The sequence below is a fragment of the Cohnella sp. WQ 127256 genome, from assembly GCF_024519285.1.
Lineage (GTDB): Bacteria > Bacillota > Bacilli > Paenibacillales > Paenibacillaceae > Cohnella.
The window spans coordinates 225,569-239,692 of record NZ_JAMZCY010000009.1 but is presented as its reverse complement, the minus strand read 5'-3'; the positions used below and the strand labels follow the sequence as shown (position 1 = coordinate 239,692).

General features: G+C 45.7%; 21 protein-coding genes and 1 pseudogene. 13 read left to right on the top strand and 9 right to left on the bottom strand.

The genetic code is table 11. The features are described from left to right. The first annotated feature begins 33 nt into the window (after positions 1 to 33). The 3 genes from rsgA to spoVM all read left to right on the top strand — a co-directional run bounded on the left by rsgA (position 34) and on the right by spoVM (position 1,811). On the top strand, positions 34 to 942 hold the full coding sequence (rsgA, locus tag M1K58_RS24440; protein WP_256761505.1) for a ribosome small subunit-dependent GTPase A: 909 nt from the start codon (positions 34 to 36) through the stop codon (positions 940 to 942). A 1-nt stretch (position 943) separates the two neighbouring features. Beyond that, the gene (gene rpe / locus M1K58_RS24435) at positions 944 to 1,588 is read left to right on the top strand and encodes a ribulose-phosphate 3-epimerase (protein WP_256761504.1); all 645 of its coding nucleotides are present in this window, start codon (positions 944 to 946) and stop codon (positions 1,586 to 1,588) included. Between the two features lie 142 nt (positions 1,589 to 1,730). Beyond that, positions 1,731 to 1,811: a stage V sporulation protein SpoVM gene (spoVM, locus tag M1K58_RS24430; RefSeq protein WP_041064529.1), complete on the top strand. Its 81-nt coding sequence runs from the start codon at positions 1,731 to 1,733 to the stop codon at positions 1,809 to 1,811. An 85-nt stretch (positions 1,812 to 1,896) separates the two neighbouring features. Here spoVM and rpmB read toward each other — a convergent pair whose 3' ends face one another. Then, positions 1,897 to 2,085, bottom strand: coding sequence for a 50S ribosomal protein L28 (gene rpmB / locus M1K58_RS24425; RefSeq protein ID WP_239617166.1), 189 nt, complete (start codon positions 2,083 to 2,085; stop codon positions 1,897 to 1,899). A gap of 202 nt (positions 2,086 to 2,287) precedes the next feature. On the opposite strand from rpmB, the gene M1K58_RS24420 reads away from it, so the two are divergent. The 5 genes from M1K58_RS24420 to M1K58_RS24400 all read left to right on the top strand — a co-directional run bounded on the left by M1K58_RS24420 (position 2,288) and on the right by M1K58_RS24400 (position 7,895). Continuing rightward, positions 2,288 to 2,647 (top strand): Asp23/Gls24 family envelope stress response protein, encoded by a 360-nt coding sequence (locus M1K58_RS24420; RefSeq protein WP_256761503.1) that lies wholly within the window; start codon positions 2,288 to 2,290, stop codon positions 2,645 to 2,647. Positions 2,648 to 2,671: 24 nt separating this feature from the next. Next, positions 2,672 to 4,531 carry a DAK2 domain-containing protein gene (locus M1K58_RS24415; protein ID WP_256761502.1) on the top strand — a complete coding sequence of 620 codons (1,860 nt, stop codon included), beginning with the start codon at positions 2,672 to 2,674 and terminating at the stop codon, positions 4,529 to 4,531. A 30-nt stretch (positions 4,532 to 4,561) separates the two neighbouring features. Continuing rightward, complete coding sequence (locus tag M1K58_RS24410; protein ID WP_256761501.1) at positions 4,562 to 5,419, top strand: DegV family protein; 858 nt, start codon at positions 4,562 to 4,564, stop codon at positions 5,417 to 5,419. Between the two features lie 42 nt (positions 5,420 to 5,461). After that, on the top strand, positions 5,462 to 7,513 hold the full coding sequence (recG, locus tag M1K58_RS24405) for an ATP-dependent DNA helicase RecG (RefSeq protein ID WP_256761500.1): 2,052 nt from the start codon (positions 5,462 to 5,464) through the stop codon (positions 7,511 to 7,513). 88 nt (positions 7,514 to 7,601) lie between these two features. Further along, positions 7,602 to 7,895 carry a stage VI sporulation protein F gene (locus M1K58_RS24400; RefSeq protein WP_256761499.1) on the top strand — a complete coding sequence of 98 codons (294 nt, stop codon included), beginning with the start codon at positions 7,602 to 7,604 and terminating at the stop codon, positions 7,893 to 7,895. Between the two features lie 81 nt (positions 7,896 to 7,976). On the opposite strand, the gene M1K58_RS24395 is transcribed toward M1K58_RS24400, so the two are convergent. The 5 genes from M1K58_RS24395 to M1K58_RS29755 all read right to left on the bottom strand — a co-directional run bounded on the left by M1K58_RS24395 (position 7,977) and on the right by M1K58_RS29755 (position 10,146). After that, positions 7,977 to 8,309 (bottom strand): alpha-helical endospore appendage domain-containing protein, encoded by a 333-nt coding sequence (locus tag M1K58_RS24395; RefSeq protein WP_256761498.1) that lies wholly within the window; start codon positions 8,307 to 8,309, stop codon positions 7,977 to 7,979. 33 nt (positions 8,310 to 8,342) lie between these two features. Continuing rightward, positions 8,343 to 8,666 (bottom strand): hypothetical protein, encoded by a 324-nt coding sequence (locus tag M1K58_RS24390; RefSeq protein WP_256761497.1) that lies wholly within the window; start codon positions 8,664 to 8,666, stop codon positions 8,343 to 8,345. Beyond that, positions 8,659 to 9,099 carry an alpha-helical endospore appendage domain-containing protein gene (locus M1K58_RS24385; RefSeq protein WP_256761496.1) on the bottom strand — a complete coding sequence of 147 codons (441 nt, stop codon included), beginning with the start codon at positions 9,097 to 9,099 and terminating at the stop codon, positions 8,659 to 8,661. Before M1K58_RS24385 ends, M1K58_RS24390 begins: the two co-directional genes overlap by 8 nt. 25 nt (positions 9,100 to 9,124) lie before the next feature. Beyond that, the gene (locus M1K58_RS24380; protein ID WP_256761495.1) at positions 9,125 to 9,463 is read right to left on the bottom strand and encodes an alpha-helical endospore appendage domain-containing protein; all 339 of its coding nucleotides are present in this window, start codon (positions 9,461 to 9,463) and stop codon (positions 9,125 to 9,127) included. A 512-nt stretch (positions 9,464 to 9,975) separates the two neighbouring features. Next, the gene (locus tag M1K58_RS29755) at positions 9,976 to 10,146 is read right to left on the bottom strand and encodes a thiamine pyrophosphate-dependent enzyme (protein ID WP_372339204.1); all 171 of its coding nucleotides are present in this window, start codon (positions 10,144 to 10,146) and stop codon (positions 9,976 to 9,978) included. A 15-nt stretch (positions 10,147 to 10,161) separates the two neighbouring features. On the opposite strand from M1K58_RS29755, the gene M1K58_RS24375 reads away from it, so the two are divergent. Next, positions 10,162 to 10,599 (top strand): glycosyltransferase, encoded by a 438-nt coding sequence (locus tag M1K58_RS24375; protein WP_256761494.1) that lies wholly within the window; start codon positions 10,162 to 10,164, stop codon positions 10,597 to 10,599. After that, positions 10,596 to 10,910: a hypothetical protein gene (locus tag M1K58_RS24370; protein ID WP_256761493.1), complete on the top strand. Its 315-nt coding sequence runs from the start codon at positions 10,596 to 10,598 to the stop codon at positions 10,908 to 10,910. The genes M1K58_RS24375 and M1K58_RS24370 overlap by 4 nt, the downstream gene beginning before the upstream one ends. Before the next feature lie 209 nt (positions 10,911 to 11,119). Here M1K58_RS24370 and M1K58_RS24365 read toward each other — a convergent pair whose 3' ends face one another. Next, positions 11,120 to 11,446: an alpha-helical endospore appendage domain-containing protein gene (locus tag M1K58_RS24365; RefSeq protein ID WP_256761492.1), complete on the bottom strand. Its 327-nt coding sequence runs from the start codon at positions 11,444 to 11,446 to the stop codon at positions 11,120 to 11,122. Positions 11,447 to 11,629: 183 nt separating this feature from the next. On the opposite strand from M1K58_RS24365, the gene M1K58_RS24360 reads away from it, so the two are divergent. The 3 genes from M1K58_RS24360 to M1K58_RS24350 are packed head-to-tail and all read left to right on the top strand — an operon-like array spanning position 11,630 to position 12,681. After that, the gene (locus M1K58_RS24360) at positions 11,630 to 11,932 is read left to right on the top strand and encodes a helix-turn-helix domain-containing protein (protein ID WP_256761491.1); all 303 of its coding nucleotides are present in this window, start codon (positions 11,630 to 11,632) and stop codon (positions 11,930 to 11,932) included. Continuing rightward, positions 11,929 to 12,096: a hypothetical protein gene (locus M1K58_RS24355; protein WP_256761490.1), complete on the top strand. Its 168-nt coding sequence runs from the start codon at positions 11,929 to 11,931 to the stop codon at positions 12,094 to 12,096. Before M1K58_RS24360 ends, M1K58_RS24355 begins: the two co-directional genes overlap by 4 nt. A gap of 39 nt (positions 12,097 to 12,135) precedes the next feature. Next, positions 12,136 to 12,681, top strand: a complete 546-nt coding sequence (locus tag M1K58_RS24350; RefSeq protein ID WP_256761489.1) for an IS3 family transposase — start codon at positions 12,136 to 12,138, stop codon at positions 12,679 to 12,681. A 164-nt stretch (positions 12,682 to 12,845) separates the two neighbouring features. On the opposite strand, the gene M1K58_RS24345 is transcribed toward M1K58_RS24350, so the two are convergent. Then, positions 12,846 to 13,169, bottom strand: coding sequence for an alpha-helical endospore appendage domain-containing protein (locus tag M1K58_RS24345; protein WP_256761488.1), 324 nt, complete (start codon positions 13,167 to 13,169; stop codon positions 12,846 to 12,848). Positions 13,170 to 13,350: 181 nt separating this feature from the next. Further along, positions 13,351 to 13,910: pseudogene (locus tag M1K58_RS24340) on the bottom strand (IS5/IS1182 family transposase); the annotation flags it as partial. Between the last annotated feature and the right edge of the window lie 214 nt (positions 13,911 to 14,124).

Genomic DNA, 14,124 nt, shown 5'->3' with positions numbered 1-14,124 from the left:
GCCAATTCGGGCTAGGAGAAGGAGTGTTATCCCATGCCCGAGGGCTTGATCGTTAAGGCTTTAAGTGGTTATTATTACGTGCATAATTTTGAAGGTGGACCGCTCGTTCAGTGCCGGGGTCGAGGAATATTCAAAAAACGTGGGGAATCCCCGCTTGTTGGTGATCGCGTCGTCTATAGCGAGACAGAAAACGGGGAAGGTACTGTCGAAGAAATTTTACCGCGACAATCCGAGCTCATTCGTCCGCAAATTGCGAACGCCGACTTGGCCGTTCTTGTTTTCTCCGTCATACGTCCAGAGCTCAATTTTATTTTATTGGATAAATTTCTAGTGCATACGGAGCATGCCCTTATGGATGCTGTGATCGTACTAACGAAGATGGACCGAATCCCAGATGGGGAAGAAGGAGAAGCTATTCGTCGAACGGTCGAGGAAGCCAGAAACCTATACTCCTCCATCGGATACCAGGTTATTCTCACAAGTGCTCATGACGGCGAAGGCTTGGATGAGCTACGCACAGCACTTGCAGGGCATATTAATATGCTCGCGGGGCAGTCGGGCGTCGGTAAGTCTTCGCTTGTGAATGCTCTCGTGCCAGGACTGAAGCTAGAGACGAATGAAATCAGTGTCAAGCTTGGCAGAGGTAAGCATACAACACGTCATGTAGAGCTCGTCTCGATTCCTGGGGGCGGGGGATATATGGCGGATACTCCAGGGTTTAGTCAGCTAGATTTTGGAGAGCTTGGAATCGATGAAATTGCTTCCTGTTTCCGTGAGTTCAGGGAGCTTCCTTCCTCTTGTAAGTTTCGGGGGTGCTCGCATACCCATGAGCCGCATTGTGCGGTTTTGCAAGCGAAGGAGCAAGGATTAATAGCGGAGAGCCGCTACAATAATTACGTCAGTTTTATGACAGAATGGAAAGAAATCAAGCGGAGGTACTAACATGACTATAATTGCACCCTCTATTCTAGCTTCGAATTTTGCTTCACTTGGAGATGAAGTCCGTAGCATTGAAGCCGCTGGGGCGGATTGGGTACATATCGATATTATGGATGGACATTTCGTACCTAACCTTACGTTCGGCCCCCCAATCGTAGGTATGATTCGTCCGGTAACAAAGCTGCTGTTCGATGCCCATCTCATGGTCGAGAACCCACAGCTGCTGTTTCCGGCACTTGCCGCAGCAGGGGTGGATCGGATTACGGTTCATGCGGAAGCTTGCGTTCATCTTGAGCGGACGATTTCTGAAATTCGGGGCTTAGGAATGAAGGCAGGGGTCGCGTTAAACCCTCATACACCGTTATCCGTACTCGAATATATATTAGAAGAGATCGATCTTGTTCTTATTATGACGATCAATCCTGGGTTTGGTGGTCAATCCTTTTTGCCTTCTATGCTACCGAAGCTTCGCCAGCTTCGTGAAATGCTCGAGCAACATGGACGTAGCGACATCTACATTCAGGTCGACGGAGGCATTAATGCTGAAACTGCTGCATTAGTTAAAGAAGCGGGAGCAAACTCACTCGTTGCGGGCACTTATATATTCAGTCATACAGATCGGGCAGCCGCAATAGCCTCCTTACGCTAATTCTTGACCTCATTGTAATTTGGGCAGTTCCATCCAATTTGTCTGGTATAGGACAAATTCTAAGCCGCATATATTGGAATCAATAGCGCGCTTCGAACGTAGAAGCCGGCAAGGGTTCAGCCTGCGGAGGAGGGATGGGACGATGAAGTTTTACACCATCAAGCTGCCGAAATTTTTAGGTGGCTTCGTCAAAGCGATTCTCAACACGTTTCACAAAAATTGACGCCTTGAGGGCAGATCAATACAAAAAGAACCGTCAGGTTTACCTGACGGTTTTTCTTCATTCCAGTTGAAGCCGAAATCGTGAATTATACGCGTGTTACTGCTCCGGATTTCAAAGCACGTGCGCTAACAAAAACACGTTTAGGTTTACCGTTCACCAAAATGCGCACTTTTTGTACGTTAACCCCCCAAGAACGGCGGGTAGTGTTATTCGCGTGAGATTTGTTGTTACCGGAACCTGGCTTTTTCCCTGTGATATAACATTTACGAGCCACTAAAAATACACCTCCCTACCACGTCCATACAAATACTTCACTATATTAGCACAGCATGTTGTTTGTTGCAACGAAAAAGCGGATATTAAAAGCCATAATCACTCTAATCGTGACATTTACCTAGAAAACGGCTTCATTCTCGGGTTTTTTTATAGTACAATGAAGTATGGTCCATAATAAAGACATAAAGGAGTGAATTTCCATGCCTCTACAGCTTGTCTCGGAGAGCGGAAAGATAGAAGTAGCAGATCAAGTCATTGCTGTGATTGCGGGTTCGGCGGCATTGGATTGTTATGGACTTGTTGGTATGGCTTCCCGTAAAGGTTTAAAGGATGGCATAGCGGAGCTGCTAGGTCGCGAGAATTTATCTCGTGGAGTGGAAGTCCGCCATGAAGGTGAGCTTGTTCATCTTGATCTTTATGTCATCGTCAGCTATGGAACTAAAATTTCCGAAGTAGCCCATAACATCCAATCTAAAGTAAAATACGTATTAGAAGAAGTTGTAGGTCTAAAGGTCGATCTTGTGCATGTAAATGTTCAGGGAGTGCGAGTATTGAAGTAGCTTATAAGGAAGGGGAATACAGCATTGAATAAGCGCTTCTTGAACGGAAGTGAGTGGGCGGCTATGATTTTACTCGGCGCTGCGCGGTTAACCCGCAACGTCGATCGGATAAACGCCCTGAACGTGTTTCCCGTGCCAGATGGTGATACGGGAACTAATATGAATTTAACGATGTCGGCCGGTGTGGCCGAATTAAAAAATAAGCCATCAGAGGAAGTTGGACGTGCGGCGGAAGTGCTCTCCAAAGGCCTTCTGATGGGTGCAAGAGGCAATTCGGGCGTAATTCTGTCCCAATTGTTCCGCGGCTTTGCTCGGGCGATAGCAGGACAGCGTGAGCTTACGGTGCCTTTGTTCGCAAATGCTCTCCAACAAGGTGTTGATACCGCTTACAAAGCGGTTGTTAAGCCTGTCGAAGGTACAATTCTGACCGTTGCTAGAGAAACGGCTCGTCATGGACTTACGGTAGCTCGTCGTTCAAATGATTTAACGGAATGGATGCTAGAGGTTCTTGCGAAGTCACAAGAGACACTTGCTCGCACGCAGGAGATGCTTCCGATACTAAAGCAGGTCGGTGTCGTCGATTCCGGTGGGCAAGGACTAGTCTGTTTGTACGAAGGCTTCGTTGAGTACTTAACAGAGGGGAATTACGATGTTGAAGCCCCGCTGCAAGCCCTGTCGAAACCAGAGGCTCACAACCCAGCGCCTTTGCCATTGCCAGCAACACAATCGAATTTGAGCGTTCCTACTCCGCGTATAACTGGAGCAGTTAGTTCAATGAATACAGCAGCACAATCCAAAATTAAGACGGAAAGCATTGCTTTTCCGTATGATATGGAGTTTTTCATCCAACGTGTGACTGCTAGCTCACCTTTTCCTGAGCGGACTTTCAGACAAGCATTGGAACGAGACGGGGATTCGATTATTCTCATAGAGGATGAGGGGATCGTTAAGGTCCATGTTCACTCTCGTCGACCAGGAGATGTTATGAATCTCGCCCTGGCGTATGGCGAAATTACGCACATCCATATCTTAAATATGCAGGAGCAGCACCGCGAGCTACTGGCACAGCAATCCGATTCACATGAAGGCTTACCGCCTTTGGCTAAGTCTGTTGAGCCTGCTTCTGGAGCGCCAACCGTGGATTATTCGCTGCCGGGTGTGGTTGATCTACCGACCATTACAGCATCACCTGAAAGTGAGCCGAATCCGGATGTGTATGAATTGGCCTCATATGGTGTTGTAGCGGTAAGTGTCGGCGAAGGAAATGTGGAGCTATTCAAGAGCCTAGGCGTAGATATCGTTCTCTCTGGTGGACAGAGCATGAATCCGAGCACGGAGGATTTGCTAGGGGCTATTACGTCATTATCCGCGCATCACATTATTCTATTGCCGAATAATCCTAATATCATCATGGCTGCCAAGCAAGCGGCAGAGCTGGCAGAACGTCCCGTGACGGTACTTCAGACTCGAACAATCCCTCAAGGGATGGCAGCAATGCTTGCCTTCCAGGAAATGGACACAGAGTCATCGAACATCGACCGAATGACGAAAGCTTATGAAAGAGTCATAACGGGTCAAGTGACTCAAGCAGTCAGGGACACGGAAATGGATGGCTTACAAATTAAAGAAGGTCATTATATCGGAATTAAGGATAAGACGATTGTAGTTTCAGAGTCAACCGAGCAGGATGCTTGTAGGTCGCTCTTAACTGCATTACTCGTATCAGGTAATGAAATCTTAACGATACTGACTGGGGATAGTGCCGACCCGGAGCAAACGGAATCGTTAGAGCAATGGGTCGTAAAGCAATTCCCTGATGTTGAGATCGAGGTGCATGAAGGTGGTCAACCGCTGTATCCTTATTTATTCGCAGTTGAGCCATAGTAATCCAAATTAGGAGATGGAGGGACAAGCATGCCGTCAGTTGTTCTGGTTACGGATAGCACAGCGGATATTCCATTAGAGGTTAGAGAAAAGCTTAGTATTTCAATGGTACCTCTTAAGGTTAATTTCGGGAATGAAAGCTACCTAGATAACATTACGCTGCAACCAGCACAATTTTATGAGAAGCTCATTGCCTTCGATGGTCTCGCGACAACCTCACAGCCTTCTCCAGCCGATTTTTATGAGGTGTATAAGAAATTAATAGATGAAGGTCATTCTGTTATTTCTATTCAATTATCCGCAGCTTTAAGTGGCACTTATCAGTCAGCTACAATTGCAAAATCAATGCTAGATGAGGATGCAGATGTCACAATTATTGATTCGAAATCGGCTTCTTACGGGTACGGATTGTTAGTTGTTAGGGCCGCTGAGATGGCTCAAGCGGGAGCTTCGAAGGATGAGATTATTGCTGAAGTACAGCGTCTACGTTCGGAAATGCGGCTGTATTTTCTCGTAGATACATTGGAGTACTTGAAGAAGGGCGGTCGTATCGGTAAGGCTTCCGCTGTATTAGGTTCACTACTTAATATCAAACCGATATTATCCATTGATAACGAAGGTATCGTATTCCCGTTTGATAAAGTCAGAGGGCAGAAACGAGCAATGTCAACGATTGCCGATCTTCTCAGTACTGACTTTAAAGATCAGCCGGTGAATTTAACACTTGCTAGTACTCCAGGCCATACTGCGGGAGTCCTCGAAATGTCAGAGCTAATACGTGGGCGATTGAATGTGCAAGAGTATAAAGAAACGGAAATTGGGCCGGTTGTCGGTACACATGCGGGACCAGGTACGATTGGTTTGTTCGTATTTCCATTGCGTAAATAAGAGTTACAGACTCTGTAACCGTAACATAAAGAGGTTGGTCTAATGTCTAATCATTTGTTCCAAATTCCTCTGACGAAACTTCAAGGCGTGGGCCCTCAGAAAGCGGAGGAGCTTCACGCCTTGGGTATTTCTACAGTCGGAGATTTGCTCGAATATTATCCGTTTCGTTATGAGGATTATCGAGTACGTGAGTTAAGTGAAGTGAAGGACGGAGAAAGAATTACGATTCAGGGTGCGATCGCTTCGATGCCTACCATGCAACGTTACGGGGGAAAGTCTCGATTGATTTGCCGGGTGACGGTTGATTCCACGCTGGTGACCGCGGTGTGGTTCAACAGAGCCTTCTTGAAGGAGCAATTGACGCCGGGCAGAGAAATCACTTTAACTGGAAAATGGGATCAGCGGAGACGGCATTTAACCGTTGCGGATTCTGAATTTCCTGATCGCAGCATGGCCAAGGCCGGGACACTTCAGCCTGTATATTCCGTAGGGGGAAGTATTACGCAAGCTGCGATGCGGAAGTTAATCGACCGTGCATTGAATCAATTCGGCGCATTGATTCCAGAGATATTACCTACCGAGCTTTTGGACAAGCATTCACTTATCGCTCGAAGAGAAGCGATTACGTGCATTCACCGTCCTGAGAACACGAATGAAGGGCAAGAGGCGAGACGTCGGATGGTTTATGAAGAGCTTTTCCTGTTCCAACTAAAGCTTCAAGCTTATCGAGCAACTCACCTCAAGAAGGCGGATGGGCTCATCCATCCTGTGGATAATGATGATATTCGTCAGTTTGTAAGTGTTCTGCCATTTACGTTAACAGATTCGCAGAAGCAAGTGATTAACGAGATTCTTCATGACATGAAGCAGCCCTATGTGATGAATAGATTGCTTCAAGGTGATGTTGGGTCAGGGAAAACCGTAGTCGCTGCTGTTGGTTTATATGCGACGGTTAAAGCAGGTCATCAAGGTGCGTTAATGGTTCCTACCGAAATATTAGCTGAGCAGCATACTCGCTCGCTCGGCAAGATGTTCGAGCCATATGGTATTCAGGTTGGCCTGTTGACGGGTAGTCTTACGGAACGCAAGCGACGTGATATCCTTGCATCCCTGCAAATGGGACTGCTGGATATCGTCGTTGGCACTCACGCGCTTATTCAAGAGGATGTTTTCTTCCGCAGTCTTGGCTTAGTCGTAACGGATGAGCAGCATCGTTTCGGTGTTAACCAACGTAGTATTTTGCGACGTAAGGGAATGAACCCTGATGTGTTAACGATGACGGCGACTCCGATTCCGAGAACGTTGGCAATAACGGTGTTCGGAGATATGGATGTTTCTACACTAAGAGAGCGTCCTAAAGGCCGACTACCCATCAAAACGTATTCGGTAAAGCATAGTATGATGGATCGTGTGCTCGGATTTATTCGCAAGGAAGCGGAGCAGGGGCGGCAATCGTTTTTCATTTGTCCGCTGATCGAAGAATCTGAGAAGCTTGATGTTCAAAATGCGATCGATTTACATATGCAATTAACGCAAGCCTTGCCGGAATTAAAGGTGGGTCTGTTACATGGGCGAATGACAGCGGCGGAGAAAGAGGCAACAATGGCCATTTACGCTTCTGGAGACACAAATGTACTCGTATCTACAACAGTAATTGAGGTTGGAGTTGACGTTCCGAATGCAACGCTCATGATTGTGATGGATGCAGACCGCTTCGGTTTGTCTCAGCTTCATCAGCTAAGAGGAAGAGTTGGACGGGGAGAACACCAATCATTTTGCATTCTCATCGCGGATCCGAAATCGGAAAACGGGCAGGAAAGAATGAAGGCTATGACGGAAACGGATGATGGGTTTGAAATATCGCGACGTGATCTGGAAATCAGGGGTCCTGGTGAGTTTTTTGGAACGAAGCAGAGCGGTATGCCTGAATTCAGATTGGCCAATCTGTTAAACGACTTTGAAGTGCTTGAGCTAGCAAGAGACGATGCCGCACAATTGACCTCTCAAGAACAGTTCTGGTCCTCTCCTGCTTACGGAGAGTTAAGGGATAATCTAGCCCGAGACGCTAAGCTGCATGGGGAGCCTTTGGATTAATCAGGTTGGCTGAGTACGTAACTTAGTCATTGTGCGTCTTCCGGTTGCATATGATGTACCGAATATGCCGGAAGGAGCGTGATCCTCTTTGAGCACAAGCTGGCAAAAGTTCGGCATCAAGGCGGAGTTTGTGGAACGTGTTAAAGTGAAGATGAAAAATCCGGCGACCAAGGAGCGAATTAAAGGTCTGCTTGAGGGTGTCACCAAATATGATTTGCAGGATCGTGCCAAGGTTCGAAGGTGGGTTAAACAGTTTTCGAAAATATTAAATGAGTCCTTAACCGACACGCAGGAGGATCAAATGGTCAATTTCGTCATCGCACAAAAAATTGACCCCAGTAACATGCTGCATTTACTCAAGCTGTATACGATGTTTCGGTAGTTTTGGTTTTTTTAGGTTGCGGAACATCATAACGGGATCGAAATGGGCCGCCGGCTTCTAAGCCGGCGGCCCATTTCGCGATTATTTGCCACTTTGCAATAGTGGTGTTGGTAGAAGGGGGGCAAAAGTCTCTAGAATTGTATCTAATTTCATCTGAATTAAGATTTCTTTGCGGATTATAGTATTCAAGGTCATGCGGACGTCCTTGTTTACAGCCATAATTTCGTTGAATGAGCCAGTTTGTGGCTGGCCAGGAAGAGTACCAAGAATGAATTGAATTTTCTCGGCTTCAGCATTCATGATGTGACTGAGGCTGAGCTCCTCCAAAGCGATGGAGGCGAGGAGTAGATTGAACGCTTGTTCCGTATTTAGTGTAATCGTCGGTGTTATGTTCGGAACGGTCGGCATTGACATGAGGTTTCACTCCCTTCCGTTGAAGTAGGGAAGTCAATTGGTGTGCGGGAAAAAGACTCCCTTATTCGAGGAAGCGAAAGCGGTAGGCTTGTGCTTGTTCCGAGTCTCCGCGACGTTCCATGTTCTGTACATTGTCCAATTATAGGAGGGAACTTTTAATTCCATTGCATTCCGGCCGGTGGAATGCAATAGCAGCCGGTAGCTTTCCTCAATGAGCTTGTCAGCCTGCTTGAGGAACTCTGGCGGCCAGTTGCTACAAGCGAGCTGAAGATAACGAACGCTCTGCACAGTATCCATAACGGCAATTGAGAGCGCTGTTTTCCATTGGTTATCGTCATCGGAAGTGTAATTACTCATAGGATGTGCAACCCTCTTGATCTAGTAGTTTTTTGCTCATCTCGATCAAACGGATTAGCATTTTCTGTTTCTCGACTAAAGCTTCCACGACACGAGATACGCCATTTTGAAATTCATTAACTTGATGAGGTGTTGGTGAGCTGGGAAAGGAACCGTTATTGCCGGTGAACGCCCGAATCTTATCTGCTTCAGCATATATGAGATGCGCAATAGCATTTTCCTCCTTCGCTACCGCGAGAAGGAGTTCATTGAAAATTTCGCGGCTCGTATGGTTAGGGAAAGGAAGAGGAGCATGGTCTTCCAACGAAGGGGCGGAGAATGTGCTTTTCCGTCGATGGGAGCTGGAGTACATAGGCTCCTCCGCCTCGACTCCTTCCCATCCCTCATTAATCATATCGTTATTTATCAAATCTGATTCTTCGGGCTGCTGCATGGAATCCGTTTCTCCTTTCCCGCCGTTATTCCTCGCAGTTTTCTTCGAAGCATTCGTCGTCACTGAGATGATCACCGGTAATCTGAATTATACGGTCGAGCTTATTCAGGGCAAGCCATTGTTTCATCGTAACACCTTCGATAAAGTGCGAGACGCCATTGTTAAAACGGATGAAATCTTTAGTCCCAATGTTGCAGCATTCGCTTACATGCCCGACGAATGCTTGGATTTTCTCCGCTTCGGCGTTAATAAGGTGCGAGACGGCCAACTCATCCATCGCGATTGAGCTCAGCAACAGCGAGATAGCCTGTTGCCTGGAGATAGAGATGGTTGGGGTGATATTGGGAATAGACGGTTGTGACAAAGTTATACCTCCTTAAGCTCTTTCATTAAAGTTATTGGAGCAATTATTTGGAGTCCACCGCGCTTGAATTCTTGTTGATATCGAGTCGGGAGCTCGCAATCCTCTGCGACGAATAGGTATAGAGTCAGAAGATTCATTATTTAGTCTTTAAATCAGTCCTATCAAGGAGTGAAAACAAAAGCTGGCATTGAAAGTTTATGTCCAGAGTGCCCAATGAATGCCTGTCCCCCAAAAATAAAAGGTCGAAGCTAGGGTATGCTCCGGCCTTTATTGTCATAAATATGATAATTTAGGTGTCCCGATCAAGGCAAAGGATCAATCATCATGAGCTTCTTAAGCTCTTCGCGATCGAGAAGTGGTGACATGTCCTCGACGGGACGATTAACGGTCAGTTTAGGGTTGACGGTAGAGCCGAGAGTAAGCATAACTTCTACGAGAACACATCCTTCGTAAGCATAGGCTTCCGCTGTGATCTGTTCGGCTTCAGCCCAATGTGTGATACGAAAGGCTTTCTAGCCGTAAGCTTCGGCCACCTTCACCAAATCGGGACATCCGTACCCGATAACAGTTGATTGTTGTCGCCCATCCATATACATATCCTGGAACTGCCGAACCATACCTAGGCTGCGGTTGTTCATAACAAATAGTTTCAATGGAATGCAGTGGCGTAATACTGTGTCCAGTTCTTGGATGTTTACTTGAACTCCTCCATCGCCGACAATGACAACATGAGTGAAGTTCGGAGCGATCTAGTGGAGGTATGGATATCAGATAATGCGTCCACCGATGAAACGGAGCAGGTGGCTACTTTATTCGGGGCTCAGTTCCCCAACTTGCATTATACGCGAAACGCGGAGAATATCGGGACGGACAGAAATGTTATGCATGTAGCTGGACTTGGTCGGGGTAAATTTCTGATTCTTCACGGCGACGACGATTTTTTTAACGAAGGGACCATACTCCCGCTCTTGAACGTTCTGCATCGCCAGAGTGATTGCTCGGTAGTTCACGTCAACGTTTTTCACACCGATAATAATGTCGTGCGTTGCGAAGGTGTGAGGGATTTTCTCCGTATTACGTCGAACCGGGCGGTATTCATGTCCGCCTGCATGCTGAGACGATCGGATTGGGAATGAACAACAGCATGTTCAGCTACGGCAATTCTGAACCAGAGCACTATAATTTTGGCAAAGTAGCGATTGAAAGTTATATAACCGTGCTGCAACGGTATGTAGGGCGGGGATTGACGAAAGAGGATATCCAAACAGACAAAGCCCTTCTTTGGTCCGGCACGTTGCTTCCTTGGTTCAGGCGAATCGTTTCTCAGAACATGAAGACTGATATTGAAGGTTTCGAGGATTATTTTACGAAGTATTACAGCGAGGAAACTTATTATGAAGAAGCTCTTAAACAAATGCGTGCGATTCGCTGGGGATTAACATTATAGAAACGGAATCGGCTTGTTCGGAAATGAAGTAATTAAGACCGCCTGATCCATGTGCTTACGGATCAGGCGGTCTATTGCACGAATAATGTTTTTTGCATTCTTGCAAAAATCAGAACACTTTGGATGCTTTCGTTGATAGAAAACTTGATACTTGGTTTTGTATTTACAAAGGTAACGACCCGTGAGAAGTGATGAACAAGCTATTTGTCTTAAGTAAAGTTCGAAGTTGGGTTGCCAGTTTTCATGGCATCGACAACACTTTCCAGTTTTTGTTGCAGAATCCATTCCCCTTTGGCTATTACTTTGATCGTTTCACGGACACTTTCATTCATCGTCAGAATTTGGCTGATGTTAGCTTGGAGTGGTGTAGTACCAGGGAGGGTACCCAGCACGTATTGAAGTTTCTCTCCTTCTGCGTTGAGGATATGCGCAAGTCCGATTTCCTCAAGCGCGATGGAGATCAGTAGCAAATTAATAGCATCTCCGAACTTGACGGATATAGAGGGAGTAATGTTAGGGATGTTTGCTTGGGACACGATATCACTCCTAATTTTTTTGGGGGATAACTGCAATATATGTAAACTTATCGAATAGGGACAGGGCAAACGTCTTGAAGACCATGAAAAAAGGCTTGGCGGGAATTGATGAAGTACACCCCTTAGAATAGACATTGGAAAAACCCCTGGGTTAATCGATGAAATTCTAGGGGGTGTATTTTTATGTCCGCAAAGAAAGGTCAGAAGTTTAAGCACTATCCGGAGTCCCTTAAAGTAGAGGCAATTCGATTGCATGTTGATGAGGGTTGGAGCTATAGCAAGATTACTACACACTTGGATATTCATGATAAGAACCGTGTTAAGGTCTGGATGAAGAAATATCGGGAGAAAGGGCAAGCGGCGTTTGAAGATAGACGTGGAGACCCACACCGAGCCGAAACAGAGCAAGAGCGCGAGCTCAAACGTCTTTACATGGAGGTAGACGTCCTAAAAAAGTGGTTACTAATCTTGAATCGGGAGGGTTGAAAAGCAAACATAATGTCATTGACGAACTGAAGGACAAGCAAGGTATTAAGGGACTGTGTGCTTATCTGGGGATCAGCAGAAGAGGTTACTATGCCTATCTAAAGCGCAAAGTTAACAATCCAGATGAAGAACTAAAACTTAAAATCAAAACCATTTATGAGTAACGTGACAAGATCGTAGGATATCGCGGTATACAGGATGAATTGTACCGCCAATATGGCCTTGTAGTTAATCACAAGAAGGTTCTAAGGTTGATGCAGGGGCTAGGTATTAAAGCGATTATACGTCGTAAGTACGTCCATAGGACTAGCTACGAAGCTGCTGTATCGGATGGCAGGATTGCAGAGAATAAGTTACAAAGAGACTTCAAGGCGAATAAGCCAAATCAAAAATGGGTTAGGGATGTTACACAATATCGCGTATTTAATGAGAAGATTTACTTATCTGCTATCAAGGATCTGTGGAACAACGAAATCGTTGGATACCACATTAGTCGCCATAAAGACAATCCGTTGGTCTTAGAGACGTTTAGAAAGGCTTTTGACAAACATAAAGACGTGACTGGATTGATCGTTCACAGTGATCAAGGAAGCCAGTACACGTCTCATGCTTACCACGACATGCTGCCACAGGTTGGTGCCCAAATCAGCATGTCACGCCGAGGCAATTGTTATGACAACGCCACAATGGAGAGCTTCTTCTCTCATCTAAAGTCGAAGCACTCTATCTATATGATATACGATCGATGAGGCACAAAGACGAATTGAGGAATATATCCGCTTTTACAACGAAGATAGGGCGCAAACTAAACAAGCTTACACCGATTGAATTTCGGCGTAAGCTTGTTGCCTAGGTCTTTTTTCATTGTCTACTAATTGGGGTCTTGACCATTGAATCCCGCTAACCCTTTTTTTTAGTTCAGAGGTTGATTGCGATATTGAGTGATGACTTCAATTATGCTTTCCAGCTTGCTTTGAAGGATCCATTCCTTCTTAGCAATTTCTTTGAGCGTTTCCCGGACACTGGAATTAACGTTGAGAAGGTCACTTACGGATATGTCGGGCCCCTTCACACCTGGAAGTGTACCGAGAACGTACTGGAGTTTCTCACCTTCGGCGTTGATGATGTGGCTGAGTCCGATTTCTTCCATGGCGATGGAGATGAGCAACAGGTTAATGGCATCTTGAGACGTTATCGTAATCGAAGGGGTTATATTCGGGACATTCGCTTGGGACATAGACAAGCACTCTCCTTAGGATTTTCGGTTACGCTACAATATCCTATGCGATAGTCTACTTGTCAGAGATAGAACGATTAAAAAAATACCACCGCGAGTTAAGGCGCCCACTGAAGAACTTAAGTTTTTCGGTGTAACGAAAATGAATAAACGAAAAGACGACTCTTGGTTCTAAATGAGTCGCCCTTACTTTGAAGTACTTGCTTTCTTGAAACGCCATTTGTTCGTTGTGTTCATCGGATTTAATACTCACCGAGTAGGTTTTACTTTTCGCTCCTTCGGTGAAGCATCCTTCTTTAACTGGACATCTTTTACACAATTCCACATCAAAGTGGTAGGTATCCGTTTGGTTTTTACCTACCCCTTTTTTTCCTTGCCGGTTGCTTTGCTTTTTTCAATTAGCGTTTGTAACTGCATGCCGTAATTCTTTTCACTCGTCTTAATAACCGTCGCTGTAATTATCTGTTCCTCGGTCATGGCAATGTGGGTTTTGTATCCGAAAACCGAGGAATCCGCGCTCTTGTGGCCTACCTTTGTAACATGGTCTTCCGATATCTGCAGCTGTTTCAGGACGTCGGCGACCGTTTCTTTCAATAGATTCAATGGCTCTTTGATTTTCGGAAGCTCGCAGATTCCGCCTTCTGCTTCAAGCACTCCAATGAGTTTTTGGCAAAAGGCGATTTCATCTTCCAGCACATCGCTAGTGTTCTTTGAAGTAAACTTGGCTTTCAGCGATTCATCATTTGAAGTCAACTAATTCAACTAATTCATTGATTTGGCGCAACATATTATCCTTGGGAATAATCAAGTTAAAGAGTTCTATATAAGGTGGATTGATCCTTTCAGTAAAAAGGTACAGTCCCCTCATACATCTTGAGGAACTGTACCTTTTCTACTTAGAAGGCTTTTTCAGTGGACTCCGATTTACGCGGTGGTATTTTTGGTAAGCGAGAAA

Bases quoted from the DNA above. Each gene is read 5' to 3' on its own strand.
- recG (WP_256761500.1), top strand. From the start codon at position 5,462: ATGTCTAATCATTTGTTCCAAATTCCTCTGACGAAACTTCAAGGCGTG.
- spoVM (WP_041064529.1), top strand. From the start codon at position 1,731: ATGAAGTTTTACACCATCAAGCTGCCGAAATTTTTAGGTGGCTTCGTC.
- M1K58_RS24385 (WP_256761496.1), bottom strand. From the start codon at position 9,099: ATGCAGCAGCCCGAAGAATCAGATTTGATAAATAACGATATGATTAAT.
- M1K58_RS24395 (WP_256761498.1), bottom strand. From the start codon at position 8,309: ATGTCAATGCCGACCGTTCCGAACATAACACCGACGATTACACTAAAT.
- M1K58_RS24360 (WP_256761491.1), top strand. From the start codon at position 11,630: ATGTCCGCAAAGAAAGGTCAGAAGTTTAAGCACTATCCGGAGTCCCTT.
- M1K58_RS24420 (WP_256761503.1), top strand. From the start codon at position 2,288: ATGCCTCTACAGCTTGTCTCGGAGAGCGGAAAGATAGAAGTAGCAGAT.
- M1K58_RS24410 (WP_256761501.1), top strand. From the start codon at position 4,562: ATGCCGTCAGTTGTTCTGGTTACGGATAGCACAGCGGATATTCCATTA.
- rpe (WP_256761504.1), top strand. From the start codon at position 944: ATGACTATAATTGCACCCTCTATTCTAGCTTCGAATTTTGCTTCACTT.
- rsgA (WP_256761505.1), top strand. From the start codon at position 34: ATGCCCGAGGGCTTGATCGTTAAGGCTTTAAGTGGTTATTATTACGTG.
- M1K58_RS24345 (WP_256761488.1), bottom strand. From the start codon at position 13,169: ATGTCCCAAGCGAATGTCCCGAATATAACCCCTTCGATTACGATAACG.
- M1K58_RS24370 (WP_256761493.1), top strand. From the start codon at position 10,596: ATGAACAACAGCATGTTCAGCTACGGCAATTCTGAACCAGAGCACTAT.
- M1K58_RS24390 (WP_256761497.1), bottom strand. From the start codon at position 8,666: ATGAGTAATTACACTTCCGATGACGATAACCAATGGAAAACAGCGCTC.